This window comes from bacterium (assembly GCA_026708015.1).
Lineage (GTDB): Bacteria > Actinomycetota > Acidimicrobiia > Acidimicrobiales > Bin134 > Poriferisocius.
Genome location: JAPOVT010000003.1, coordinates 150,787 through 177,239 on the forward strand (window position 1 = coordinate 150,787; position 26,453 = coordinate 177,239).

Below are 26,453 nucleotides of genomic sequence, written 5' to 3' on the forward strand. Positions count from 1 at the left end.
GACGATACGGTATTGCGCCACCGGACATAGAGGGGAAGCGCCAATGGCCGATGATCGATACGGGGTTCGCGACGAAGAGGTGGAGATCGAGCGCAACCGCCTCGAGATGCTGTCTGAAGCCCGCGACCCCCGCACTCGGCGAATCTTGGACAGCACAGGGCTGAGTCCCGGGTGGAGGTGTTGGGAGGTGGGCGCCGGCGCTGGCTCGGTATCGGCCTGGCTGGGCAAGCGAGTCGGACCCGACGGCACGGTGTGGTCAACCGATGTCGACCTCCAATTCCACCGCCCAGTGCTGCCCAACGTGGTGGTGGAACAGCACGACGTGACTAGCGACCCGGTTCCCGAATCGGCCTTCGACCTCGTGCACGCCCGGGCCGTTCTCCAGCATCTGCCTGAGCGCGACCAGGTGATCGAGAAACTCTGGGGCGCCCTTGTTCCCGGCGGTTGGCTGATGGCAGAGGACGGCGCCTTCGCCTCCTTTGCCGAGCAGACGCTGCCCGAGCCCTACGCGACTATCCACCGCTATGTGTCCTCGGGGGTTACCACCGAGTGGCGCGACGCCGACTATGGCGTGCGGCTGACCGGTCGCTTCCGCGACCTGGGAGCAGCAGACATCGACATCGTCGGCGATGTGTGGGCCATGCGCCCCGGCGAGCCGGGAGGGGAATGGTGGTTCATGGCCCTGGAGCGGGCCATGCCCCGGCTGGTGGAGGCCGGCCTGGTGAGCGCCGAAGACGGCGAAACGGCCTTGGCTCAGGTTCGAGCGCCGGGATTTGTCATGATGAGCACTGTCTCAATCGCAGTAGTCGGGCGAAAGCCCTCGGCTTAGACACCACAGGAGGCAGAGATGGAACCACTAGAACTCTGGAGTCCAACCACCTTCGAGAACGGATTTCCTCACGACTATTTCCGCCACAAGCGCGACAACGATCCGGTGTTCTGGTGCGAGCACCCACGCTGGCAAGGGTTCTGGAACGTCACTCGCCACGCCGATGTGCAGCGGGTATCCCGCGACTCGGAATGCTTCAGCAACCAGCCCAATCCCTTCTTGCCCGGTGATCGGGGGCCCGCGGTTGACGACGGGTCCAACCAGGAGATGCTCATCAGCCTCGACCCACCCGATCACACCAAGATGCGCAAGCTGGTCAACCGGGGGTTCACGCCTCGCCGGGTGCGCGACTTGGAGGAGAATATCCAGGCCCAAGTCGACCGGCTGATCGATCAGGTATCAGGCAAGACCAGCTGTGAGATGGTGAACGAGATCGCAGTGGAGCTGCCCTTGCAGGTGATCGCCGACTTGGTAGGCGTACCCGAAGAAGACCGCCACCAGATCTTCCACTGGACCGAGATCACCTTCGGGTTTGACGAGAAATACAGCATGGAGGAGCAGATAGAGGCTGGAGCGCAGATGTTCGCTTATGCCGATCAGATGTGCGAGATCCGCAAGAAGGAGCCCCATGACGACCTCATAGGTGTGCTCTTGGAGGCCGATATCGACGGGGAATCGCTTACCCAGTTGCAAATCGACGTGTTCTTCATGCTCCTCCAGAACGCGGGCTCCGAGACCACCCGCAATCTCATCACCACTGGCACCTTGGAGCTGCTCCGCCATCCCGATCAGCTTCAGATGCTCCGCGACGACCCGTCGCTCATCCCCAATGCCGTGGAGGAGCTGTTGCGCTACACCACCCCGGTGATGCAGTTTGTGCGCCGGCCCCGCTATGACACCATGGTGGGGGACCAGGAGATCAAGGCCGGAGACCCGGTTGTGATTTGGTATCCCTCGGCCAATCGAGACAAGCGGGAATTTGAGAATTCCGACACACTCGACGTGACCCGCGACGCCAGCCAGCACGTGGCCTTCGGCGCTGGCGGACCCCATTTCTGCCTGGGGGCGTCACTGGCCCGCCTTGAAGCAAAAATGATGTTTGAGGCCATAATCGGCCGCTTCGAGGGCTTGGAGCTGGGAGTGGACGATCCCCAGACCCTGCCCCGCCTGCACTCCAGCCTCATCGACGGATACGTCGAGATGCCGCTGAGCTGGAAGGCGGTCAAACCGGCTGCCTAGAAGCTATTTTGTTGCCTATACAATTTTTGTTAGGGGAACTTGACGAACAGACGCAGCCACCCTAGGGTTCTGTACCCATGAACAAGATTTCCCGTACTGGGCTGGCTGGCGTGCTGATCGCGTTGGCCCTTTTGGCTGTGGCCTGCGCCGGCGATAGCGGCACGAAACTCGAAGGCGTTGCCACCACCGTCTACGACGGCAAGTGCGCCGACGACACCGGCACCTCGGTCACCGTCTACTCGGGCCGAAGCGAGAACCTGATGAAGCCCGTCTATGACGCATTCGCCTGCGAAACCGGGACGACAGTGCGGGTTCGCTGGGGTTCGTCCACCGACTTGGCCCTCTTGATCGACACCGAGGGCGACCGCACCGAAGCCGACGTCTTCATCTCCCGCTCTCCCGGGCCGGTGGGCTTCCTGGAGGCGAATGGCCATCTCACCGCAATGGACAGCAGTGTGCTCGACCTGGTTGACGATGATCATCGAGGAGACAACGGCACCTGGATCGGCTTCTCCGGACGCAAGCGGGTGCTGGTACACAACGTCGAAATCGTGCCCCCCACCGAGCTACCAACCTCGGTGTTCGAGCTCACCGATCCAAAGTGGAGGGGACGGGTGGCCATCCCGGCTACCAACGGGTCGTTTGAGGACTGGTTCACCGTTTTCCGTTTCAGCTACGGCGACGACGTGGCTACCCAGTGGTTGAGCGACATGGTGGACAACGACGCTCGCTACTACCCCAACAACGTCGCCATTGTGGAGGCCGCCGCCCGGGGCGAGATCGACGTGGGCCTGGTGAACCACTACTACAACTACCGACTGGCCGCTGATGCCGAAGCCGCCGGTCAGGAGCATCTAGCTGCCAACTACGACCTCTCCGATGAGGACATCGGCTCGCTGCTCATCATCACCGCCGCCACCATGACCACCAACGTGTCGGACCGAGAAGCAGCCCAAAGCCTTATCTCCTACCTGCTTTCGCCCTCCGTGCAGCGCTTCTTCACGAGGAACACATTTGAATACCCCCTCGCTGGCGATGTCGAGCCCAACCCGGTGCTGCCCCCGCTCTCAGCCCTGTCGATCGGCTCGGTCAACTTCGATGCCCTTGGCGGAGGCTTCGATGCCACCGAAGAGATCATCCAAAGCAGCGGAATATTGAGTCAGTAAGGGGTTGCACTAACGTTTCATACGTGGACGTCGACCCCCTAGATCTCATCTCCCCCAAGCGCTACGGCGCCAACGGGCATCCCCACGAATTGATGGCCTGGATGCGCCAGAACTCTCCGGTGCATTGGTGCGAGCCCGACGGCTTTCAGAACTTCTGGGCCGTAACCCGCCATGCCGACATCATCGAAGTCTCTATGCAGCCCGAGTTGTTCAGCAACGAGGCTGACAGCATCGCGGTACGCAACGACCAACAGGTCGCCGACTTGGAGAAGCACGGCAGCATCATCAGCCAAATGCGGACCATCATTAGCATGGATCCTCCTGAGCATCGGCTCTACCGCAAGGTGGCCAGCGGGTTCTTCACCCCCCGGGGTATCAGCGAGCTCGACCAGATCGTCCACGACAGCGCTAAAGCCCTGCTCGACAGCCTGGGCGACGAGGGGGAGTGCGATTTCGTGGATGTCATCGCCCAGCGCCACCCGCTGCGGGTGTTGTCCACCATCCTGGGCATCGACCAAACCGATGAGGAGCGCCTGTTGGTTCTGACCCAGCAGCTGCTGTCGGGCGACGATCCCGACTACCAGCGGAAGGCCGACAGCCGCTACGAGGCCAGCCTGGAAGTGGGCTTGGAGTTCTACGCCATGTTCGACCGCATCATCAAAGACCGCCAGGCCAATCCCCAAGAGGATTTGGCCACCATGTTGGCCAATGCCCATCTGCCCACCGGCGAGGCCCTGCCCGAGATCGAGACCTTTGGCTACTACCTCATCGTGTTCACTGCCGGGCACGACACCACTCGCAATGGACTGTCGGGCGCGCTAGAGGCGTTCTTGGCCAATCCCGACCAGCTTCAGCGGCTGAGGGAAAACCCGGAACTAATCAAAGATGCGGTGGAAGAAGTGGTTCGGTGGTCCACCCCGGTCAACTACATGAAGCGCACCGCCATGGCTGATGCCACCGTGGCTGGTCAGCCGGTGAAAGAGGGCGAATTCGTGGTGATGTTCTACGCCTCGGGCAATCGGGATGAGACGGTGTTCGACCGCCCCAACGACTTCGACATCGGCCGCCATCCCAACCGCCATCTGGGGTTCGGCTGGGCCGAGCACTACTGCTTGGGGGCGCACCTGGCCCGGGCCAGCACCCAGGCCCTCATCAAGCAGATGGCGGAGCGGGTGATCGAAATCGAGCCGGCTGGGCCGATCGTTCGCACCGAGTCCAACCTCATCGTCGGCGCCAAGAAGCTGCCGGTTCGCTACAAACTGCGTCCCGCGGCCTGATTCCGGTCCTCAGTCCCCACCAACACCATCATGAGCTCCAACGACCAAAATCCAGTCCACTACGACGCCGTAGTCATCGGTGCCGGGTTCGCCGGCATCTACATGCTCTACAAGCTGCGGCAAATGGGGCTCACTGCCAAGGCTTATGAGACCGGCGACGATGTGGGCGGCACCTGGTACTGGAACCGCTATCCCGGCGCCCGCTGCGATGTGGAGAGCCTGGAGTACTGCTACAGCTTTGACCCCGAACTGGAGCAGGAGTGGGAGTGGACCGAGCGCTACCCAGGACAGCCAGAGATTCTCCGCTACGCCCAGCACGTGGCCGAGCGCTACGACTTGTATCGGGACATCCAGTTCAACACCAAGGTCACCAAGGCGGCCTTCGACGACGACAGCGGCCGCTGGCTCATCAGCAGCGCTCCCGCAGTGGACCACATCGACCACAACCACGCCCTCGCTGGCCCCGACCGCGATTTGGTGACCGCCGAGTACCTCATTACCGCGGTGGGCTGTCTGTCGTCCTCCAACGTTCCCGATATTGAGGGCACCGACACCTTCGACGGCAAGATATGCCACACCGGCCGCTACCCCAAAGAGGGCATCGACTTCACCGGCAAGCGGGTCGGCATAATCGGTACCGGTTCCTCGGGGATTCAGGCCATTCCGGTAATCGCTGAGACCGCCGAGCACCTCACCGTGTTCCAGCGCACGCCGCAATACGCCATACCGGCCCGCAACCACCCTCTCGATCCTGTCGAGCAAGCCGAGGTCAAGGCCGACTACCGCAGGCTTCGGGAGAAGAACAAGTCCCAGCAGGGTGCGCTCGGCGCCCGGTTCGACTGGAATGAGGGCTCGGTACTCGACGTCGAGGTTGACGAGGCGTTCAAGGAGTTCGATACCCGCTGGGAGACAGGCGGCTTCGCCTTCCTCGGCGCTTACTCCGATATCGCCCGCACCCCCGAGGCCAACCACGTGGCCGCCGACTTCGTCAAGGCCAAGATCCGCGAGACGGTGAAGGATCCCGAGATAGCGGAACGACTCATCCCCACCACCTACATCGGCTGCAAGCGGCTGGTGCTCGACACCGACTACTTCGTGACGTTCAACCGCGACAACGTCACGCTGGTGGACATAAGCGAGAACACCATCTCCGAAATCACTCCCGGCGGCCTGCGCACTGCCGACGGCGCCGACTACGACCTGGATGTGATCGTGTTTGCCACCGGTTACGACGCCATGACCGGCTCGCTGCTCCGCATCGACATCTGTGGCCGCGGCGGGCTCCCCTTGGCCGAGCAGTGGTACGCCGGGCCCCGCACCTATCTGGGCCTGGGCGTGCCCGGCTTCCCCAACATGTTCACCATCACCGGCCCGGGCAGCCCTTCAGTGCTGGCCAACATGATCGTGTGCATCGAGCAGCACGTGGACTGGATCGGCAACTGCATCAGCTACATGCGGGCCAACGGACACCGCCACATCGAAGCCACCGAGCAGGCCACCGAAGCCTGGGTGGACCACGTGAACCTGGTGGCCAGCTACACGCTGTACCCCACCTGCAATTCCTGGTACCTGGGGGCCAACATCCCCGGCAAGACCCGAGTGTTCATGCCCCTGCCCGGCTTCCCCGATTACGCCGAGAAGTGCGATCAAGTAGCCGCCGCCAGCTACGAGGGCTTCGACCTCACCAGTTAGCGGCGTCCGCCTTGGAGGAATACAGCGGCATCATCGGCGTCCGCTCATCGGTATACCCTGTCGCGCTTTCCCACTCGCACCACGAGCACGCGTACTGCATCGTCTTGGATGTCGCAGACAACACGGAAATCACCTACCCGATAGCGCCACAGTTTTCCCAGCGGCCCGGTCAGAGCCTGACCGACCCGGCGTGGGTCCGCACCAGCAATTCGCTCATCCATGTAATCCATGATGCGGCGCGCCGAGTTCTTGTCGAGCTTCCTCAGTTGAGTTTTGGCTGTGTCGGTGTAGTCAATCGTCCAAGCCAAGCTCTTTCCTCACATCAGCCGCAGCATGAGTCTGTTCTTGGTTCTTGCGGATGCGTTCGAGGACGTCCGCGGCCAAGTAGTAGTCCTCGACATCTTCGAGTCCGCGCTCGATGATCTCGCGCAAATAGAAGGCCTTTGTCCGCCCCGTCAGCAAGGCAAGCTGGCTGAGCCGCTCCTCTGTCTTGGATTCCAACCGAATCGACGTCGGCATTGGGCCCCTTCTCTCATTTAGGACTACTTGTATTCACTATATCGCGCCTTGTTGCGGCACCAAGTGGCGTACTGGCTATCCTCACCGTTTGATGACCGAACACCGCATCGGGCTCACCCTGGCCGAGTCGACATCGCCGCCGGTACCGCGGCCCTACGATCTCGATGCCCCCAATGTGCTGGTGATCGTGCTGGACGATCTCGGCTTTGCCCAATTGGGGTGCTACGGCTCCGACATCGACACCCCCAACCTGGATCGCCTGGCCGGTCGGGGGTTGCGGTTCACCAACTTCCACACCACCGCGGTGTGTTCGCCCACCCGAGCGTGCCTGCTCACCGGTCGGAATCACCACCGGGTGGGGGTGGGGATGCTCACCGACATGCCCGTCAACTTCCCCGGCTACAACGGCCAGATCCCCGACTCGGCCGGCACCCTGGCTCAATACCTGGGCGCAGAGGGCTGGGCCACCTACGCGGTGGGGAAGTGGCACCTCACTCCCCGCGACCAACGAGCCGCCGGGCCGTACCACACCTGGCCCACGGGGGTCGGGTTCGACCACTACTACGGGTTCCTCAACGGGGAGACCAACCAGTGGACGCCCCAGCTCATCCGCGACCAGACCTATATCGAGCCGCCCGCCACCCCCGAAGAGGGTTACCACCTCGACGCCGATCTGGCCGACCAGGCCATCGACTACCTTCGGAGCCTGCGGCTGGCCGACCCAAATCGGCCATTCATGATGTGGTACGCCACCGGCACCCCGCATGCCCCCCATCAGGCGCCCCCGGAGTGGATCGACCGCTACGCCGGGCAGTTCGACCGGGGCTGGGACGTGTGGCGAGAAGAGGTGCTGGCCCGCCAGAAGGAAATGGGAATTGTCGCCAGCGACGTCGCCTTGTCGGAACGACCCGAATGGGTCGAGCCCTGGGATGAGATAGACCCCGACCGCCAACGGTTGTATGCCCGCATGATGGAGGTGTACGCCGGATTCTTGAGCCATGCCGACCACCACATCGGTCGAGTGCTCGACTACCTGGAGTCGTCCGGTGAGACCGACAACACCGTGGTGGCGTTGATCTCCGACAACGGCTCTTCAGCCGAAGGGGGGCCCAACGGCAGTTGGAACCAGATCCGCCACTACATCAGCGACGAAGAAGACGATTTGGAACTGGAGCTGGCCCACTACGACGACCTCGGCGGGTTCCGCTCCTCCGGGCACTATCCCTGGGGGTGGGCCCTGGCCGGTAATACGCCATTCCGGCGGTGGAAGCGATACACCTTTGAAGGGGGAGTGCGCGATCCCTTGATCCTGTCGTGGCCGGCTGGTCTCGCCGCTCGGGGCGAGCTCCGCCATCAGTACAGCCACGTGACCGACGTGATGCCCACCATTTTGGACCTGGCCGGGGTGCAGCCCCCGGCCGAATTCGGCGGGGTGGAGCAGATGTCGTTCGACGGCGTCAGCATGCGGCCGATAATCGGCGATGATGATCCCGACGCCGCCCGAACCAGCCAGTACTACGAGTGCTGGGGCAGCCGTGCCATGTATCACGACGGTTGGAAGGCGGTCACCAACCACGTCAACCAGCTCACCGCCGCCGAGCGAGACGCCATCATCGGCAGCCACGATTTCGCCGACGACGAGTGGGAGTTGTTCGACACCTCGGCCGATCCCACCGAGTCTCACAATCTGGCCGAACAGCACCCCGAAAAGCTGGCCGAACTTGTGGAGTTGTGGAACGCCGAGGCCGATCGCAATGGGGTGCTGCCTCTCGACGACACCGCCATGAACCGCATTGCCCACATGTACGCCCCTTGGATGTCGCTGCGGTCCCGCTACGAACTGGTCCCCGGCGACAAGTTGCACGAGGCCGCGGGGCCGTTGCAGTTCGGCGGCTACCGGGCGCTGGCCGCCTTTCCCGATGGTCTCCCCGAAGGCGCCGCCGGAGTTATCTGCGAGCAAGGGGATTGGATTGCAGGTTGGGCACTCTTCTTGGCTGACGGCGAGCTCCGCTGGGTGGCGGTGGTACACGGGCGGGAGCACCGGGCCACCGCTGCCGTCCCGACCGGAGCGCGCTTTGTGGGTGCGGTGTTGGACCCGACCGACGACGGGCTGTTCACCGTCACGCTCACTGCCGACGAGGCCGAGATCGGCCATGGTGCCGAGCCGGTGCCCCTGCCCACCAACTGGGCGCCTGACGGAGCCTTCCTTACCGTGGGCTATGGCCGCCCCTTCCCGGTGTGCGACGACTATGAACCGCCGTTCGAAGCCCCTGAGGCTCTGGCCTCATTGGTCATCGAGACGGGTCCGCTTCCCCCATTCGATTTCGACACCGAGATGGCCCACGCCATGCGCCACCAATAGCCATGTATCCCTCACGGCGCTTCGGCTACAGCGACGACCCCTGGTTCCGCATCGGGGGTTTTCCGGTGTCCACAACCGCGTTTGTAGTCGGCCTTGGCGTGGTCTCGATGATCATCTGGGGGATTGAAGGCCGCTTTGGTCCCATTTTTCGCGAGTTGGTGTTGGTTTCGGAGAACTACCAGCTCGGAAGCGTGGTGGAAGGGGACATTTGGCGGCTGGTCACCTGGCCGATCCCCAACGAACCCCACTTCTGGACGATCATCCTGTTCGCCATCTTTTACATGCTGGGCTCCCAGATCGAATCCCTCCTTGGACGCTGGCGATTCGCGTTCTTCCTCGTTGCCCTCACGCTTATTCCAGCGGTGATTGTGACTGCGGTGGAGGCGGCGGCCGGCTTCACCGGCTATGTGGCTGGCCTTCGCATGGTGGAAGTAGGGGTACTGGTGGCCTTTGCCGCCCAGTATGCCCACGCCCGGTTCTGGCCCGGCATTCCCGGGTGGGTCATCGCCGTGGTCATCGTCGGACTCGACGCCATCCAAGCCCTCGGTAACCGCAACTGGTTCGCGCTGATCGTGCTGGCCTGCACGGTGGCTGTGGCCCTGCTCGGCATCCGGGCGTTCGGCTACGCCACCAATCTGGCTTGGATTCCGAAGCTGTCGCTTGCATCGGGCTTAAGCCAGACTGTAATCGAACCTCGGCATTCAAGGTCTCGTCGACGGTCCCGGAGTCGAGACCATTTGCGGGCGGTTCCGACCCGTGACGAGTCGGTCACCCCCGAGATGGATGCTCTGCTTGACCAGGTAGCCAGCCAAGGTCTGGAAAGCCTGACCCGCAAGCAGCGCAAGCAACTCGAAGCCCACGCCCGCCGCCTGCGCCGCCGCCGCTAACAGGTTGATACCCAAGCGACATGGTTCTCTAGCATTCGCATTCGCTGGTACGAATGTGCCGCACTACGTGGCACGCAAAACTTTCATTTGCTGATATATAAGCTGCTCATTAGCTGGTACGATAAATGTGTGTCCTACATGCCGCGGCTGATGGAAAAACGGTTGGCCAGAGCGCTGGCCACCTCGCCGGCCGTGTTGTTGCAGGGAGCGCGGTATGTGGGCAAGACAACTCTGGCTCAGAGGTTCGCCGCGTCCGACCTTGATCTATCCAACGAGATGGACGCGGACTCCTTGGAGTTGGATCCCCTGGGTTGGCTCCGCCAGTCGGCGAAGCCAGTGCTGGTTGACGAGTGGCAGATGCGCCCGCAGACCCTCTGGACGATCAAGAACTTGGTGGACAAGGAGAAGGCATCGGGATTCATCATCGCGGGCTCAGCCGGATACTCAGCGGCGAGCGGTTTCAAGCAGTTCCCCTTGACCGGGCGCTGCGACATCTTCCGGTTGCGGCCCATGTCGCATGCCGAACGGCTGGGGGTTACCCCCAAACCGCTTGCAGACACCCTCTTCAACTGCTCAGGGGAATGGGGCAACCCCGAGTCCATGGAACACAGGGCCTACATGGATATCGCCCTCCGCTCTGGCTACCCCAGCCATGCGGGCCTAGACGAGCATGAGGCTGGTCTTGCCCTGCGTCGCATCACCCGAGACATCATCGAAACCGACATCGTCCGGTATCAGACGAGGAGGGATTCGGCGGGCACGCGTAGCGGATTGGCTCGGTTCATAGCTGCCTATGCCGGGTACAGCGGCCGCATAGTCGATCTGCTGAGCATCGCGAAGGCCGCAGGCCTCAACTACAAGACTGCGTCCAAGTATCGCGACATGTACGACAACTCGTTCCTGCTCGATGAATTGCCCATCTGGAGGCCGACCGCAGACTCGCAGGGGTTTCGCCATCCGAAGCGGTTGCTCAGCGATCCTGGCCTCATGGCCCCGCTCATTGGGGTAAGCAGACAGCAGATGCTGGCTTCGCCGCAACTGCTCGGGGGGCTCGTTGAAACATTCGTTCACGCCCAGCTGTGCGCTCAGCAGGCAGTGGCCGAGAAGCGGTACGAGATCGAGTGCTACGACCTGCGGCGGTCCAGCCGCGCTAGTAGCGCCATAAGGGAATACCCGCTCGGGGAGATCGATTTCGTGTTGAAGTCCACTAGCCGGTCAGCCATCGCGGTTGTCGAGGTGAAGGCGAGGAACCGGGTGAAGAGAGAAGACGCCGACCGGATCATCGCGCTGCGCGATGCCATGGATTCCGACAGTCATGCACACTGCGAGTTCACCTCGGGCGTTGTGCTCTGCTGTGGCGACATCCAGCCCGTACTCATCAGCGACAGAATCTGGGCAGCACCGATGTCAGTCCTTTGGACACCGTAACGTTGACTGAGGTTCCCCCTTCCAAGGCACTGCCCAACTAGACGTACTACGGTTACATAGCATCATCTGGCGGGAGGAGTCCTGATGGCACAGGTGGGCGATGACATCATCGTCCTGGACGGCGTTTACAAGATTTTCGGTCCTCAGCCCGGCGGCCGAGCTTTTGAACTGGCCAGCTCAGGGATGGGCAAAGACGAAGTTCAGGCCGAGACCGGTCACGTGGTGGGCCTGCACGATGTGTCTTTCTCGGTGCCCAGGGGAGAGATTTTCGTCGTAATGGGCTTGTCTGGATCGGGCAAGTCCACCGCTATTCGCACCGTCAACAAGCTCCACGACATCACTGCTGGCACCGTCACAGTCGAGGGCATCGACGTGCAGTCTCTCGAAGGTTCAGAACTTCAGGCTTTCCGCAGGAGCCAGATGGGGATGGTGTTCCAGCACTTCGCACTGTTCCCCCACCGCAACGTCATCGACAATGTGAGCTACGGCCTCAAGGTGCAGGGCGTGGACAAGGCCGCCCGCAACGAATCGGCCATGCGGGCTTTGGCGTTGGTTGGCCTCGACGCCTATTCGCAGAACATGCCGGCCGAGCTCTCAGGCGGGATGCAGCAGCGGGTCGGTCTGGCCCGAGCACTGGCATCGGATCCCGAAATACTGCTGATGGATGAGGCCTTCAGTGCCCTCGACCCGCTGATCCGCCGCCAGATGCAGGACGAGCTGCTGGAAATACAGAGCGAGCTTCACAAAACCATCCTGTTCATCACCCACGACCTCAATGAAGCGCTGCGCATCGGCGACCGGGTCTGCATCATGAAAGACGGCACCGTCGTGCAGATCGGCACGCCCGAGGAGATTCTCACCGAGCCAGCCACCGGATACGTGGCTGAGTTCGTGCAAGACGTCGATCAGGGCCGAGTCATCCAGGTACACGAGGTGATGCAAAAGCCGGCACCCGTTGTCCCCACCGCTACCATCGCTGCGGCCCTCGGTGCGATGGGCGACCGCATTGGCGCTTTCGTGTTAGATGCCGCGGGCGCGCCCACGCACTTGCTGACCGTTGAAGACGCGGCTCGGGCCGCCAGCATGGGCACCACCGATTTGGGACCTGCTTTGCGCACCGACTTTGAGCGCTGCGGCCCCGACGACCGGCTCAACGAGGTTTACGCCGCCGCTGGCCGCGGCCTTTCCATCGCAGTGTGCGACGAATCAGGGGCGCTGGTCGGGAATCTTGATCCCCGTCACATCATGGAAGAAATGGGCCGGGTCGAGAACCTGATCGATGGTTTCGAGAGAGAGGTATTCCTGTGAGCCTGCTGGCCCAGTCGGAGTCCCCCGGTATTGCCGACAACGAGGTCCTCGACCAGTGGACGATTCCGTTCGGCGAATGGGTCAAGCAGATGGTCAATTGGACCGATCTCAACCTGGACTGGTTCCTCGATATCGTCGAGTGGCCCTTCACCTTCCTGTTCCGCAACTTTGTTGATGGTCCCAACCACCATCCCTGGTGGGAGATCACCGATATGCCGTGGATCGCAGTTTGCCTCATCTTTTTTGTGATCGGCACGCTGACCCGCAACGTGAAGGTTGGCGGGTTTGTCGCGTTGGCGCTAGCTGGCTGCGGGCTGCTCGGCATTGAATACTGGGATGACACAGCGTTGACATTGGGCATGATCATTGTCGCCGTCGCACTCTGCGCCCTTATCGGCATTCCCCTCGGTGTCCTTTGTGGCCGGTTCGATGGAGTGTGGAATGCCGTGCGCCCTGTGCTCGACGCGATGCAAGTTGTCCATGCGTTTGTGTACATGCTGCCGATCGTCTTCTTCTTCGGCATCGGCACCGAACCGGCCACGATGGTCACCATGGTGTTTGCCCTCCCGCCGCTAATTCGTCTCACCAACCTTGGAGTCAGACAGGTGCCCGCGGATGTCGTAGAGGCCAGTCGGGCCTACGGGGCACCCGAGTGGCGCGTACTGCTAGATGTCCAGCTTCCACTGGCGCGTCCCGCAATCATGACCGGACTCAACCAGACGTTGCTGTTGTCTATCTCCATGCTGGGCATCGCCGCAATCATGGGTGCGGGCGGATTGGGCTTCCAGGTTTATAGGGGGGTCCAGGCGCTAGACGTTGCTCTATCCGCTTCGAGCGGTCTGGCTCTGTTCATCGTCGCAGTGGTGCTCGACCGCATCTCTCAGACTGAGGAGAGTGATGGCCAGAACCTCTTTACACGCATCCGCCGGGCCTGGGCCCATCGTCGCGACCCCGAAGCACTGCTTCCTCAGGCATCGTCGATCAGCGCCGTGGCCAAGACGAGAAGCCACCCGGCTCCGCTGTCGGCAGCCGAGCACCGCTTCTTGGCAATCGTCGCCGCCGGCGCCCTCGTTGCTGTTGTTGCCGTGTTCTTACCATGGGGGAGTGACTCGGGAAGGATTTCCGGTTATGCCAGGTTGGTTGACACCGGACGATACGAGTACGTCGAGGTTGATCCCGAGAGGTTCCCTGGGATGGTCGAGCTTCAGGAAGCGAGTGTCGACCCGCCCGCCGAACATGCCCAAGAGATTGCCGTGCTCGATGCCCAGATAAGTGCCGTGATCGTCGCGGCGGGGGCTGAGGGGGTGACAGACGAAGAGACCATCTCGGCCATTGCCGATATTGGGGATGAGATCGCGCTGCTTTCTAATCCTTTAGCAGGCCGTAGCTACCGTGGTTTAGATGCAACCGGTGGATCCTTCTACGGCATCATGGTGTTCGGTTTCGCCTTGTTGATCCTTGCTGCGGTTGTGACCAATCTGAGACGACCAGGTGGAGATATTCGCCTGTTTGGGTCAAATGGTGTCGTGGTGCTTGCCGTTGGGTCCCTGGCTGCGGCGATCGCCTATGTCTGGGCGCCGGCAGCATCGGCCAACGTCACACATAACATGGGAGTCGGTCCGTGGGTCGCCGTTGTGGGTGGGGTGGTAGCGACCCTGGGCGCACTGGCCTGGCTTAGGGAGGCACCCTATGCAGCCCGCACCCCACTGAGAGCCGGTGTTTCGTACCGCCAAATCAGTGTGGTTGCCCTTGTTGCGGCGCTAATTGTCATAGCTGGGTTCTCGGGATGGTCCTTCGATCAGCGCGTCGAGTCCGTTGTCTCACCAGAGCTTCAGGCACAAGTTTCGGCTCTGGAGCAGCAAGCAGAGAATACTGACGATCCAGCAGTCGAAGCTCGTATAGCTCAAGAGATCATCGCACTGTACAGCGAGGCTCAACGGACCGAGAAGATCGTCATTGACGGCTTTGCAGATGGTGGCAGCAAGTACGGCTATCTCGCTATCGCCTTCAGCATCGTCGGCATCGCCTGTGTGCTACCTGCTGCCGGGGTCTTCGGCAGCAATGAGCAAAGGCGACGGCGCTGGAACGCAGTGGTTGCAGGCGTCGGCGTCAGTCTGATGGTTGTGGCGTCGGCGTGGATTGCGTCGCTGCTCAGGGTGGCCGATCTCAAGTTCGCTAGCGGCGCAGGAGCGTTCATTTGCCTGGTCGCGGGGTTCCTTCTCATGGCGAGCACAGCCGGTGTGCTGACGAAATTCGGTCGATCACAGGTGTATGTCTCTGTCGATGAGCCGGAAGGAGCAACGGCCGACATCGGGTAAACCGGGGCGGCTCTTGTGACCTTGGGACCATTCAACTAGCGTTCTGATTGCCAGCTTCAGGCATTTCTCCGTTGGCGGGAGAAAACAACTATGGAGGGAAAAATGCTGATGAAGAAGCATTGGAAGGTTTGGTTTGCACTGTTTGCAGCAATTGCTTTGGTTGTTGCTGCTTGTGGCAATGATGGCGGCGTCTCGCCCCGCGGGCCAGCCGGTGATGCGCCGGCGGAGGATGCTCCGGCGGCTGATGACGCGCCGGCGGCTGATGACGCTCCGGCGGAGGATGCTCCGGCGGCTGTCGAGGTGAATATGACGCCTGGTGAGGGTGTCAGTGTGACGATGGCTCGGGCGAACTGGAGCACTGGCTATTTCCAGGCGGCTATCTATCACCACCTGCTGGAGGAGCTGGGCTATGGCGTGAGCGAGCCTGCGGATATTGAGCTTGCGCCTTCGAACGCGTACGTGGCTATGGCTGAGCGCGAGTTCGATTTCTGGGCCAATTCTTGGTATCCGAACCACGATCCGTTCATTGCGGGCGAGATGCCCGATGGCTCTTTGGTGAGCGATCACGTGTCGAAGGTGGGCCTTGAGGCTGAGCGCGGCGGCATCGAGGGCTTGTTGACCAACAAGTCGCTGGTGGAAGAGCACGGCATCAGAACTCTTGATCAGCTCGTGGGAGACGAGGATCTGTTCGAGCTGTACGAGGCGGCCGACATTGAGCCCGGTGATGGGGTGCTCCAGATTTATGGGTGCCCCGACGGTTGGGGATGCAATCTGTTCATTGCCGGCCTGATTGAAGACAAGGGTTGGACCGGCAGGGTCCAGCAGGTTGAGGTGGGCGGCTACGACGCCACTTTCGCCGACGCAGTCGACCGCGCTGGCAGCGGCACCCCGTTCATCGCGTACACGTGGAGCCCGAGCTTCTATACGAACCACATCGGGCCTGGTGACCAGGCCATGTGGCTGTCGATAGACGGGGGTGCGCCCACCCTGCTCGGCACCGATGTCTGCACAGATGATCCGTGCAACCTCCTCATCACCGCTGACATCCAGGTGACGGCCAACAACGACTTCCTTGTCGAGAACCCGGCGGCGGCGACGCTGCTGGAGCAGGTGAAGATCAGCGTGGTTGACATCGCACTGCAGAACGCGCGCTACGACACCGGCGGCGAGAACACCACCGCTGATGTCAACCGCCACGCCGCCGAGTGGATCGCCGACAACCGCGACACCGTCGACGCCTGGCTCGCCGCAGCCCGAACCGCAGGCTGACGTTTCAAGCGCTCGAAATCAGGCCTTAGGGCTTGAAGGACGAATGAGGGGCGGGGCTTTGGCCCCGCCCCTCACCGCGTGCGGAAGCGTGGGATTGGTAGGCACGCCTGCGGGAGTGAATGCGGAAACTTAAGGACGGTTGAAGTTTCGGTCGGCAATCAGGCTGAGGATCTCAAACATCACCGACATCGAGCGGTAGCTGGTGATCTGGTTGGGTAAGTCCACCGTCGGCATCAGGCAGACCACGTCGCCGCCGATCACGTTGCGGCCCCGCATCGAACGGATGAGCTCCATGGCCTGGTCCATCCCGAAGCCGTCGATGCCGGCCTCGATATTGGCCACGCCCGGTGCCACCGTCGGGTCGAGGCAGTCGAGATCGAATGTGATGTACACCGGCCGGTCGCCGATGCATTCGTGGATGGTCTCGATCACCCTCTCGGCGCCCATTTGGTCGTAGTCGGACTTCTTGATCACCTCGTAACCGAGCGCGTAGCTGGGCTCGAGCCAGTCGAGGCTGCGAGTGTTGCCCCGAATGCCGACCTGCACGCTGTGCTCGGCGTCGACGTGGCCGTCGGTAACCAGATAGCTGGCCCAGTGGGCGGCCGACTTGATGGCTCCCATGAAGTGGGGGATGTTGTGAAAGGCGTCGGTGTGGGCGTCGAAGTGCAGCAGGCAGGCCCGCTCGCCTCCGGTGAGGTTGGCCTCATGGCCACCGATGGCCTGCAGGATGCCCCCGGTGATGGAATGGTCGCCGCCGATGGACACCGGCCGCGCCCCGGCTTCGTCGATCGACTGGTAGAAATCGGTGATCATCTCGATGGAGCGCTCGTTGTTGTTGCCCTCCGACAACGGCACATCGCCCAGATCGTTGATGCGGCACATCTCCCACGGATCGATGCCGAACTGGCCGTGGACCCGCCTGCCGATGGCTGAGACGTCCCGCACGGCCCGGGGGCCAAGATGTTGGTCGCGCTGGGTCGTGCCGTTACCGGTGCTATGGGGCACGCCCACAAGGGCGATGTCGGCGTTTTGGGGGTCGGGGTCGTACTCGCAGCGGAACAGCGTCGGAATGCCATACCAGTAGATCCCGTCCATGAGCCGCTGCTCGTCTGACCGGGAGGAGGTGCGGGCGGCAGCTTGTTCGGAAGCGATCGTCATGAACGACTTCTACCACAAAAGGCCCAGTCGGCCGTTCAGGAATTGGTCGCGCTCCCCTAACGAGGAGCAGGAACGGACCCCGTATCAGTCTGGAACGTTCTTCTTGGAGTCTCTAGCGTTCAAGCCTGGTTTGGTTTAGGGTGTGGCCCCTAGGCGGATTGGCGCGCGCTGAGGCGGGCCAATCTTGACTTCAATTGGAGGGTTACCAATGAGAGAGCGAAACCTTTGGAGAGTTTTGCTAGCTATTTTTCTGGTCTTCGGGCTGGTTGTTGCTGCTTGTGGCAATGATGACGATGACGAGCCGGGGGCTGCGCCGGCGGAGGATGCTCCGGCGGCTGATGACGCGCCGGCGGCTGATGACGCTCCGGCGGAGGATGCTCCGGCGGCTGTCGAGGTGAATATGACGCCTGGTGAGGGTGTCAGTGTGACGATGGCTCGGGCGAACTGGAGCACTGGCTATTTCCAGGCGGCTATCTATCACCACCTGCTGGAGGAGCTGGGCTATGGCGTGAGCGAGCCTGCGGATATTGAGCTTGCGCCTTCGAACGCGTACGTGGCTATGGCTGAGCGCGAGTTCGATTTCTGGGCCAATTCTTGGTATCCGAACCACGATCCGTTCATTGCGGGCGAGATGCCCGATGGCTCTTTGGTGAGCGATCACGTGTCGAAGGTGGGCCTTGAGGCTGAGCGCGGCGGCATCGAGGGCTTGTTGACCAACAAGTCGCTGGTGGAAGAGCACGGCATCAGAACTCTTGATCAGCTCGTGGGAGACGAGGATCTGTTCGAGCTGTACGAGGCGGCCGACATTGAGCCCGGTGATGGGGTGCTCCAGATTTATGGGTGCCCCGACGGTTGGGGATGCAATCTGTTCATTGCCGGCCTGATTGAAGACAAGGGTTGGACCGGCAGGGTCCAGCAGGTTGAGGTGGGCGGCTACGACGCCACTTTCGCCGACGCAGTCGACCGCGCTGGCAGCGGCACCCCGTTCATCGCGTACACGTGGAGCCCGAGCTTCTATACGAACCACATCGGGCCTGGTGACCAGGCCATGTGGCTGTCGATAGACGGGGGTGCGCCCACCCTGCTCGGCACCGATGTCTGCACAGATGATCCGTGCAACCTCCTCATCACCGCTGACATCCAGGTGACGGCCAACAACGACTTCCTTGTCGAGAACCCGGCGGCGGCGACGCTGCTGGAGCAGGTGAAGATCAGCGTGGTTGACATCGCACTGCAGAACGCGCGCTACGACACCGGCGGCGAGAACACCACCGCTGATGTCAACCGCCACGCCGCCGAGTGGATCGCCGACAACCGCGACACCGTCGACGCCTGGCTCGCCGCAGCCCGAACCGCTACCGAGTACACACCGCCGCCCCCGCCGCCGCCTCCGGCACCCTTCCGTGTCGCGGTGGTGGCACCTAGCGCTAGCAATGACTTGGCGTTCACTCAGAGCATGTTCGATGCGGTGACCGCCCTTGTTGATTCCGGGGAGATCTCGGAGTTTGCCATCACCGACGGCACCTTCATCGTGGAAGATGCCGCCGCAGCCATTCGGGGCTATGCCGAGGATGGCTACGACCTGGTCATCGCTCACGGTTCCCAGTACGGCGGCCCGCTCCAGGAGATCGCCCCGGACTTCCCGGATGTATCGTTTGCTTGGGGGACCGCGGTCGACACCTTCGGACTTCCCAACGTGAACTCCTACTCGGTGCGCTCCGATCTCGGCGGCTATGTCAACGGCGTAGTGGCCGCTCAACTCACGGAGAGCAACGTGATCGGCGTGGTCGGCCCGATCGAGGTGGGCGACGCCAAGCTCTATGTCGACGGGTTCGCCGCCGGAGCCACGGCGCAGAATCCCGACGTCGAGGTCAACATCGTCTACACCGGTTCGTTCGCCGATGTGGCATTGGCCGCAGAAGCCGCCCAGTCGCACATCTCCGCCGGTGCCGACGTGCTGACTGGTTCGGCCCAGATGGTGGTGGGCGCCACCGGCGTTGCCCAGGAGAACGACGTGTTGTGGTTCGGCACCCAAGCCAACCAGACCGCCCTCGGTGAAGACATCGTGGTTGCCTCACAGGTATATCGCTGGGAGGTCATCCTCTCTGAGGTGGTCGATCAGGTCAAGGGCGGCACCTTGGGTGGCACGACCTTCATCATGACCTTCGATGGTGGAGGACTGGACATTCAGTTCAACGACGCCATGGACATCCCCGCCGATGTGCTTGCCTCAGCCGAGGCGACCATCGCTGGCCTGTCCGACGGGTCAATCTCCACTGGGCAGTAACGCTCAGCCGAATAGCAAAGTATGAATACTGACTCGGCGGCGCCGAGGCCAGCACCGATGCTGGAGATGCGCGGTATTACCAAGCGCTTCCCCGGCGTGGTGGCCAACGAAGACGTTGACTTCACGGTGCTGCCGGGTCAGGTTCATACTCTCTTGGGAGAGAACGGGGCCGGCAAGAGCACCCTGGTGAAGATCCTCTACGGGCTCTACCAGCCCGACGAGGGGTCGATCACCTTCGACGGCACACCGGTGAGCATCGACTCGCCCTCGGTGGCGATTGAGACCGGCATCGGAATGATCCACCAGCACTTCATGCTGGTGGACACCCTGACCGTGGCCGAGAACGTGGCCCTGGGGCTGGGCACACCGCTCAGTCTGACCAACCTCCAGCCGATTCGTGGGCGAATCCGGGAGGTGTCTGAGGAGTTCGGCCTGCACGTCGATCCCGATGCCTATATCTGGCAAATGGCGGTCGGAGAGCGGCAGCGGGCCGAGATCGTCAAGGCGCTGTACCGAAACGTGAGGCTGTTGGTGCTGGACGAGCCCACCGCGGTGCTCACCCCTCCCGAGGTTTCCGACTTGTTCGTCACCCTCCGCCAGCTCAGCTCTGATGGAAGAGGACTGGTGTTCATCTCCCACAAGCTGAACGAGGTGATGGAGATCTCCGACGAGATCACGGTTCTGCGCGACGGCAAAGTCTCGGGGCGCACCACCCCTGCGGAGTCCAGCAGGGAGTCGCTGGCCATGATGATGGTGGGTCGCCCGGTGGAGTTCACCCGCACCCTTGCCGAACAGGAGCCGGGCGATCCCAAACTGGAGGTAAAAAACCTCCGGGTCCGGGGCGACCGGGAGGAACTTGCGGTGCGCGATGTGAACATCGACGTGCGAGCCGGCGAGATCGTCGGGATCGTGGGGGTGTCGGGCAACGGGCAGCGAGAATTGGCCGAGGCTATCGTCGGGTTGCGGGAGATTGAGTCGGGCGAGGTGTTCATCAACGGCCAACCGGTGAAGACCCCGACCCCCAAGCAGGTGCGGTCGATGGGCTTGGCTTACGTGCCCGAGGAGCGCATGAAGTACGGCAGTATCGGCGACTTCACCGTGGCCGAGAACCTTGTTCTGGTGAACTACGACCAGTCGCCCTACGCGCGGAGCGGGTTGCTGAGCCTTCGCACTATCGAGAGCCACAGCGAGCAGCTCGTCAGCGACTACTCCATACGCACGCCGAGCACTGAAACCCTCACCCGCAAGCTGTCGGGAGGCAACATCCAGAAAGTTGTGATTGCCCGTGAGTTCAGCGGCAATGCTGAGATGCTGCTGGTGGCCCAGCCCACCCGGGGAATCGACATCGGCGCAGCCGAGTACATCCACGAGCAGCTGCTCACCCAGCGTACGCAGGGCAGGGCCATCTTGTTGATCAGCGAGGATTTGGACGAGGTAATGGCGTTGTCCGACCGGCTGGTGGTGATGTACGAGGGGTCGGTGATGGGTCGGGTAAGCCGAGAAGAGGCCACCGTCGAGCAGGTGGGCCTATTGATGAGCGGCGTAGGCGAGCCGGAGGGTGCTGCGGTAACGGGGTAGGCAAGCCTGGGCCGCTCAAGTCGAACGGCAGTAGGCTGACCACTTCCTGGGAGGTGTCTGAGTACCTGGTGGGCTCCCCCGCCTTCAAAGCGGGTGGGACGGGCGATCCCCGTCCGGCGGGTTCGATTCCCGTCCACCTCCGCGCGATCAACCGGTGTGCGGCGGGTCTTAGACAGCTAGGAGGTCGCGGGCGCCGGTGTCGCTGCTGGGGTGGCGGAGTTTTGACATGGCCCTAGCTTCGATCTGGCGGATGCGCTCGCGGGTGAGGTTGAAGTGCTCGCCGACTTCTTCGAGGGTGCGGGGCTCGCCGCGGTCAAGGCCGAAGCGGAGCTTGAGGATCTCGCGCTCGCGCTCGTCGAGAGGGCCAAGCAGGCGGGTGATTTCCTCGGGTAAAAGCGCAGTGGCGGCCACTTCGAAAGGCGACTCGGCGGAGCGGTCCTCCACCACATCGCCCAACTCGGCGTCGCCGTCCTCACGCAGTGGCTCGCTCAGCGACAAGGGCTCGGCCGCAAAGCGCAAGGCCTCTGTGACCTTCTCTTCGGAGAGGTCCACCTCGACGGCCAACTCGGCCAAGGTGGCCGGGCGGCCCAGCTTTTTCTCCAGGTTGGCCCGGGCCTTCTGGAGACGGGCCAGGGTGTCGCCGGCGTGAACCGGCAGGCGGATGGTGCGCCCGGTGTTGGCGATGCCCCGGGTAATGGCTTGGCGGATCCACCAGGTGGCATAGGTGGAGAACTTGAATCCCTTTCGCCAATCGAACTTCTCCACCGCGTGCATCAGGCCCAGGTTGCCTTCCTGGATCAGGTCGAGCAGAGGAAGACCGGATGCCTGGTATTTCTTGGCGATGGATACCACCAGGCGGAGGTTGGACTGGACGAAGCGGCGTTCGGCCTGCTCGCCAACTTTTACCTGACGGCGCAGCAGCCTTCGACGGGCAGGCGAGAGCCGCTCTGTGCTGCCGGGATCGCTCTCTTTGTCCTGATCAAGGAGGGCTTGCGCTTCGTTGCCCTCCTCGATTTTCTGGGCTAGCTCAACCTCGTCGTCTTTGGTGAGCAGCGGGTATTGGCCGATATCGGTCAGATAGAGGCGAACGAGATCCTCGTCGTCTCGCTCAACACGCTCTTTCGGCACAGCCACCCCTTCCCGATAGTCCTTGGGCCCGATAATCCGTGGAGACACCGGTGCCGCTGTCGAACCGGTCGACGCTGACCGAGCAGAGACACGGACAATGCTTAGCCGATAAGGATACCCGCTTCATCGCGGAAGCGTCACCAGCGGAGGCCATCTTTTTTCGCGATAGTCGTTGGCAAAGGCGGTCGCCAGCTCCTCTAGACCTTCATCAGAGGGGCTACTGGGGGGATTCCACACTTCCTTCGAGTCATACCGCTCCTCGGCCAAATCAGCGGCCACTATGCGGGCTGTGCGGATGACTGCTCCATCGCTCACCGGCGACAGTTCTTGGCCCAAGTGCTCGATCACCAAGGCCAACTGGGGCAGAGCCACCTCGTAGATCGCGGCAACGGCCGCGGTGGGCGCCGCCCCCTCCATATGGGCCAGCAGGCTCTCCCAGGCGTCAGTGGGGGGACGAATCCGCTCGGCCCCGCCCAAGGCTGGTGAATCGGGCAGTGCGGCTCGCCACCACTGGGCGTGTTGTCCATGGCGGCGGCTGGATCGGGCCAATAGAAGCCGCGCTCGGTCGTCGAGCGGTTCTCCGTGGTCCAGATCGGTCGCCAAGCGACCCTTGACTTCGAAGAGCCGCTCAGAGATCCAGGCCAGGCCGCCACAAGCGTCCGCCGACTGCTCGATGTCCATGCTCAGTCGCCGCCTCGATAGCGAATAGCGATGTCCATGCTCAGTCGCCGCCTCGATAGCGGTTGGTTATGGGCAGGCGGCGGTCTCGACCGAAGGCCTTGGCGGTGATGCGCACGCCGGGTGGGTTCTGGCGCCGCTTGTACTCGGCACGGTCCACCAGACCGGTGATTCGGCTGACCAACTCGGGATCGTAACCCTGCCCGCACAGGTCGGCGGGGGTGAGGTCGCCCTCCACATAGGCTTCCAGCAGGGGATCGAGTTCGTCGTAGGGGGGCAGGCTCTGGTCGTCCCGCTGGTCGGGGCGAAGCTCGGCCGAAGGAGGTTTGACCAGCACGTTTTCGGGGATCAGGTCGCAGCCGGCGCGCTGGTTGCGGTGGGAGGCGAAGGCGTACACCTGAAGTTTCCAGAGATCTTTGATCACCGCGTAGGCCCCGGCGGTATCTCCGTACAAGGTGGAGTAGCCCACCGCGCTCTCACTCTTGTTGCCGGTGGTCAGGATCAGCCATCCGAACTTGTTGGACAATGCCATCAGCAGCGTTCCCCGAATGCGGGACTGCACATTCTCCTCGGCCAAATCTGGGCTCATCCCATCGAATGACGGGGCCAGCATGTCGAGAAAGGCCTGATGGCCGGGCTCCACCGGGATGACCCGGTGGCCGATACCCAGGTTCTGGCAGAGGGCCTCGGCGTCGGCCAGCGAATGATCACTGGAATACCGAGAAGGCATCAACACGCCGTGGACATGATCGGCGCCCAGAGCATCGGCGGCAATAACCGCCACCAGCGAGGAATCGATCCCCCCAGATAACCCGATGCCCACATCGGTGAAGCCGTTCTTGTGTACATAGTCCCGGGTGGCCAACACAAGGGCTTCGTATTGCTCATCCACCTCGTTCATCCCCGGATCAACTCGGTTGATCCCTTGAGGGATGGGCGGCGGGTTCGGAAATTCGGGTCGATCGGCCACCTCGATCTCGGCAATGAGCAGATGCTCTTGGAACGCAGGGGCTTGGGCAATGACGCGGCCGTCGGGATCGAGCACCAGCGAAGCGCCGTCGAACACCAACTCGTCTTGACCTCCCACCAGATTGACATAGACGATGGAGCACCCGGTCTCAGAGACCCGTTGGCGGAGCACACCCAACCGCTGGTCCAGCTTGCCGACGTGATAGGGCGAGGCGTTCAGGTTGAAGATGACCTCGGCTCCGGCCGCGGCCATCTGGTTCATCGGGCCGCCCGGAATCCAGGCGTCCTCGCAGACGGAGACGCCAAAGGCCACTCCGGCTACGTGGTGTAGAACCGTTTTGCTCGTACCGGGTTGGAAGTAGCGGCGCTCATCGAACACTCCATAATTGGGCAATTCCCGCTTGTGGTAGACCCCCGCCAGCCGGCCATGGGCCGCGACCCCCGCGGCGTTCCAGCAGCCCTCAGCATCGTCCACAAACCCCACTACCGCAGTACACGATCCCGACCGGGCGGCGATCTCCTCCATCGCTTGGCGGCTGTCCTGCACAAATCTCCGCTTGAGCACCAGATCCTCCGGGGGATACCCGGTGACGGCCAGCTCAGGGAAAACTGCGGCATGGCACCCGGCCTCTTCCGCGGCCGCCAGAGCGGTGAGAATCCGCTTGGTGTTGGCGCCGATGTCGCCCACCACCGAGTTGATCTGGCCCAGGGCTACCCGAAGCTTGGCCACGAATACAGGCTAGAGGGGTTGTGTGCCCCCGACACTGCCGGGGGTTTCTAGGGCGCCGTCTTAGACGGAGTAGTACATCTCGTACTCGAGGGGATGGGGCCGCAAGTTGACCGCGTCCACCTCCTCTTGCTTGACCTCGAGATACGACTCGATCAGCGAGGTGTTGAACACATCGCCGGCCAACAGGAAGTCGTGATCGGCCTCGAGGGCACTCAGTGCCTCGGCCAGAGAGCCGGGCACCGTCTCGATGCCGGCGGCCTCTTCGGGCGGCAGGTCGTAGATATTCTTGTCCAGCGGCTCGCCCGGATCCATCTGGTTCTGAATGCCGTCGATGCCGGCCATCAGCATGGCGGCGAACGCCAAGTAGGGATTGGCGCTGGGGTCGGGGCAGCGGAACTCCAGGCGCTTTGCCTTGGGGTTGTCGGAGATCAGCGGGATGCGGATGGCAGCCGAGCGGTTCCGCTGGGAGTAGGCCAGGTTCACCGGAGCCTCGTAGCCGGGCACCAGACGCTTGTAGGAGTTGGTGGTGGGGGCGGCAAAGGCCAGGATCGCCGGGGCGTGGGTCAGCAGGCCGCCGATGTACCAACGGGAGATGTCGGACAGGCTGGCATAGCCACGCTCGTCGTACATAAGCGTGTCGCCGTCCTTCCACAGCGACTGGTGGGTGTGCATCCCCGAGCCGTTGTCGCCGTAGATCGGCTTGGGCATGAACGTGACGGTGCGACCGTGCTCGCGGGCCACGTTCTTCACCACGTACTTGTAGAGCTGGACCTTGTCGGCCATGGCCAGCATCTCGTCGAACACCATGTCGATCTCGGCCTGGCCGGCAGTGCCCACCTCGTGGTGCTGGACCTCGATGGGAATCCCCACCGACTCCAGTGCCACCACCATCTCCGAGCGCAAGTCTTGGAATGTGTCCAAGGGCGACAGCGGGAAGTATCCCCCCTTGTAGGGGATGCGGTGGCCGGGGCTGGGAGCGCCGTTCACCGATGGTCGGCCACTCTCGAAGATGCCTTCGGCCGAGCGGACCTGGTAGCCGGCCACATCGGGCTGATTCTGGTAGGCCACGCTGTCGAAAATGAAGAACTCGGCTTCCGGGCCGAAGTAAGCGGAATCGGCAATGCCGGTGCTGGCCAGATAGGAGAGGGAGCGGCGCACCACGCCACGGGGATCTTTGCCGTACATCTCGCCAGTGACGGGATCCTTGACATCGCACAGCAGCACCAGGGTCTTGCGCTTCATGAACGGATCGAAGATCGCGGTGTCGGGATCGGGGATGAGGAGCATGTCCGAAGCGTCGATGGTCTGAAAGCCGCTCACCGACGAGCCGTCGAATCCGAGGCCCTCCTCGAATACCGCTTCGGTCAGCTCGCGGATAGGAAGTGAGAAGTGGTGCTGCACACCGGGGACATCGGTGAAGCGCATATCCACGAATTCGGCACCCTCGGATGCCGCCAGCGCAATGACTTCTTGGGGAGTTGACACAGTGAGTTCCTCCTTTTTCGGCCCTTACTCTCCCACAGGGGGAGCGGGCGCGGCGCATTGTGCCTCTGTGGATTTGCCGCCTGCTGGCAAGCGGAATGCTCATCCTTGCATGGGTGCGTTTCCAGAGATTTTCCCGATTGCGAAGG

At 62.5% G+C, this 26,453-nt stretch carries 20 protein-coding genes and 1 tRNA gene; 14 read left to right on the plus strand and 7 right to left on the minus strand.

The features are described from left to right. The first annotated feature begins 43 nt into the window (after positions 1-43). From OXG30_01260 to OXG30_01280, 5 genes are all read left to right on the plus strand, one after another. A complete protein-coding gene (locus OXG30_01260) occupies positions 44-829 on the plus strand; it encodes a methyltransferase domain-containing protein (GenBank protein ID MCY4133531.1) in 786 nt (261 codons plus the stop codon). Positions 830-847: 18 nt separating this feature from the next. Further along, entirely contained in the window at positions 848-2,068 is a 1,221-nt protein-coding gene (locus OXG30_01265; GenBank protein MCY4133532.1) for a cytochrome P450, read from the plus strand. Between the two features lie 77 nt (positions 2,069-2,145). Then, positions 2,146-3,234 carry an extracellular solute-binding protein gene (locus OXG30_01270; protein ID MCY4133533.1) on the plus strand — a complete coding sequence of 363 codons (1,089 nt, stop codon included), beginning with the start codon at positions 2,146-2,148 and terminating at the stop codon, positions 3,232-3,234. 23 nt (positions 3,235-3,257) lie between these two features. Continuing rightward, a complete protein-coding gene (locus tag OXG30_01275) occupies positions 3,258-4,511 on the plus strand; it encodes a cytochrome P450 (GenBank protein MCY4133534.1) in 1,254 nt (417 codons plus the stop codon). Positions 4,512-4,541: 30 nt separating this feature from the next. Further along, entirely contained in the window at positions 4,542-6,203 is a 1,662-nt protein-coding gene (locus tag OXG30_01280) for an NAD(P)/FAD-dependent oxidoreductase (protein MCY4133535.1), read from the plus strand. Between the two features lie 44 nt (positions 6,204-6,247). On the opposite strand, the gene OXG30_01285 is transcribed toward OXG30_01280, so the two are convergent. Continuing rightward, a complete protein-coding gene (locus OXG30_01285; GenBank protein ID MCY4133536.1) occupies positions 6,248-6,511 on the minus strand; it encodes a type II toxin-antitoxin system RelE/ParE family toxin in 264 nt (87 codons plus the stop codon). Beyond that, positions 6,495-6,722: a DUF6290 family protein gene (locus tag OXG30_01290; GenBank protein MCY4133537.1), complete on the minus strand. Its 228-nt coding sequence runs from the start codon at positions 6,720-6,722 to the stop codon at positions 6,495-6,497. The genes OXG30_01285 and OXG30_01290 overlap by 17 nt, the downstream gene beginning before the upstream one ends. 91 nt (positions 6,723-6,813) lie before the next feature. Between OXG30_01290 and OXG30_01295 the strand changes: the two genes are divergently transcribed. The 6 genes from OXG30_01295 (at position 6,814) to OXG30_01320 (ending at position 16,294) form a co-directional block, all read left to right on the plus strand. Continuing rightward, entirely contained in the window at positions 6,814-9,084 is a 2,271-nt protein-coding gene (locus tag OXG30_01295) for an arylsulfatase (GenBank protein ID MCY4133538.1), read from the plus strand. A 2-nt stretch (positions 9,085-9,086) separates the two neighbouring features. Beyond that, positions 9,087-9,971 (plus strand): hypothetical protein, encoded by an 885-nt coding sequence (locus OXG30_01300; GenBank protein MCY4133539.1) that lies wholly within the window; start codon positions 9,087-9,089, stop codon positions 9,969-9,971. A 138-nt stretch (positions 9,972-10,109) separates the two neighbouring features. Next, positions 10,110-11,399 carry a DUF4143 domain-containing protein gene (locus tag OXG30_01305; protein ID MCY4133540.1) on the plus strand — a complete coding sequence of 430 codons (1,290 nt, stop codon included), beginning with the start codon at positions 10,110-10,112 and terminating at the stop codon, positions 11,397-11,399. Positions 11,400-11,483: 84 nt separating this feature from the next. Continuing rightward, the gene (locus OXG30_01310) at positions 11,484-12,707 is read left to right on the plus strand and encodes a glycine betaine/L-proline ABC transporter ATP-binding protein (protein ID MCY4133541.1); all 1,224 of its coding nucleotides are present in this window, start codon (positions 11,484-11,486) and stop codon (positions 12,705-12,707) included. Then, positions 12,704-15,025, plus strand: a complete 2,322-nt coding sequence (locus tag OXG30_01315) for an ABC transporter permease subunit (GenBank protein MCY4133542.1) — start codon at positions 12,704-12,706, stop codon at positions 15,023-15,025. Before OXG30_01310 ends, OXG30_01315 begins: the two co-directional genes overlap by 4 nt. A gap of 90 nt (positions 15,026-15,115) precedes the next feature. Next, positions 15,116-16,294 (plus strand): hypothetical protein, encoded by a 1,179-nt coding sequence (locus tag OXG30_01320; GenBank protein ID MCY4133543.1) that lies wholly within the window; start codon positions 15,116-15,118, stop codon positions 16,292-16,294. Between the two features lie 129 nt (positions 16,295-16,423). On the opposite strand, the gene OXG30_01325 is transcribed toward OXG30_01320, so the two are convergent. Then, positions 16,424-17,452: an arginase family protein gene (locus tag OXG30_01325; GenBank protein MCY4133544.1), complete on the minus strand. Its 1,029-nt coding sequence runs from the start codon at positions 17,450-17,452 to the stop codon at positions 16,424-16,426. A 430-nt stretch (positions 17,453-17,882) separates the two neighbouring features. On the opposite strand from OXG30_01325, the gene OXG30_01330 reads away from it, so the two are divergent. From OXG30_01330 to OXG30_01340, 3 genes are all read left to right on the plus strand, one after another. Continuing rightward, entirely contained in the window at positions 17,883-19,739 is a 1,857-nt protein-coding gene (locus OXG30_01330) for a BMP family ABC transporter substrate-binding protein (protein MCY4133545.1), read from the plus strand. 21 nt (positions 19,740-19,760) lie between these two features. After that, complete coding sequence (locus tag OXG30_01335; protein MCY4133546.1) at positions 19,761-21,317, plus strand: ABC transporter ATP-binding protein; 1,557 nt, start codon at positions 19,761-19,763, stop codon at positions 21,315-21,317. A gap of 49 nt (positions 21,318-21,366) precedes the next feature. After that, a tRNA-Sec gene (locus tag OXG30_01340) sits at positions 21,367-21,460 on the plus strand. Positions 21,461-21,485: 25 nt separating this feature from the next. Here the strand turns inward: OXG30_01340 and OXG30_01345 are convergent. The 4 genes from OXG30_01345 to glnA all read right to left on the minus strand — a co-directional run bounded on the left by OXG30_01345 (position 21,486) and on the right by glnA (position 26,307). Then, positions 21,486-22,445, minus strand: coding sequence for a sigma-70 family RNA polymerase sigma factor (locus OXG30_01345; GenBank protein ID MCY4133547.1), 960 nt, complete (start codon positions 22,443-22,445; stop codon positions 21,486-21,488). Positions 22,446-22,568: 123 nt separating this feature from the next. After that, positions 22,569-23,126 carry a hypothetical protein gene (locus tag OXG30_01350; protein ID MCY4133548.1) on the minus strand — a complete coding sequence of 186 codons (558 nt, stop codon included), beginning with the start codon at positions 23,124-23,126 and terminating at the stop codon, positions 22,569-22,571. Positions 23,127-23,166: 40 nt separating this feature from the next. Beyond that, a complete protein-coding gene (locus OXG30_01355) occupies positions 23,167-24,822 on the minus strand; it encodes an NAD+ synthase (GenBank protein MCY4133549.1) in 1,656 nt (551 codons plus the stop codon). A gap of 60 nt (positions 24,823-24,882) precedes the next feature. Then, positions 24,883-26,307 carry a type I glutamate--ammonia ligase gene (glnA, locus tag OXG30_01360; GenBank protein ID MCY4133550.1) on the minus strand — a complete coding sequence of 475 codons (1,425 nt, stop codon included), beginning with the start codon at positions 26,305-26,307 and terminating at the stop codon, positions 24,883-24,885. Between the last annotated feature and the right edge of the window lie 146 nt (positions 26,308-26,453).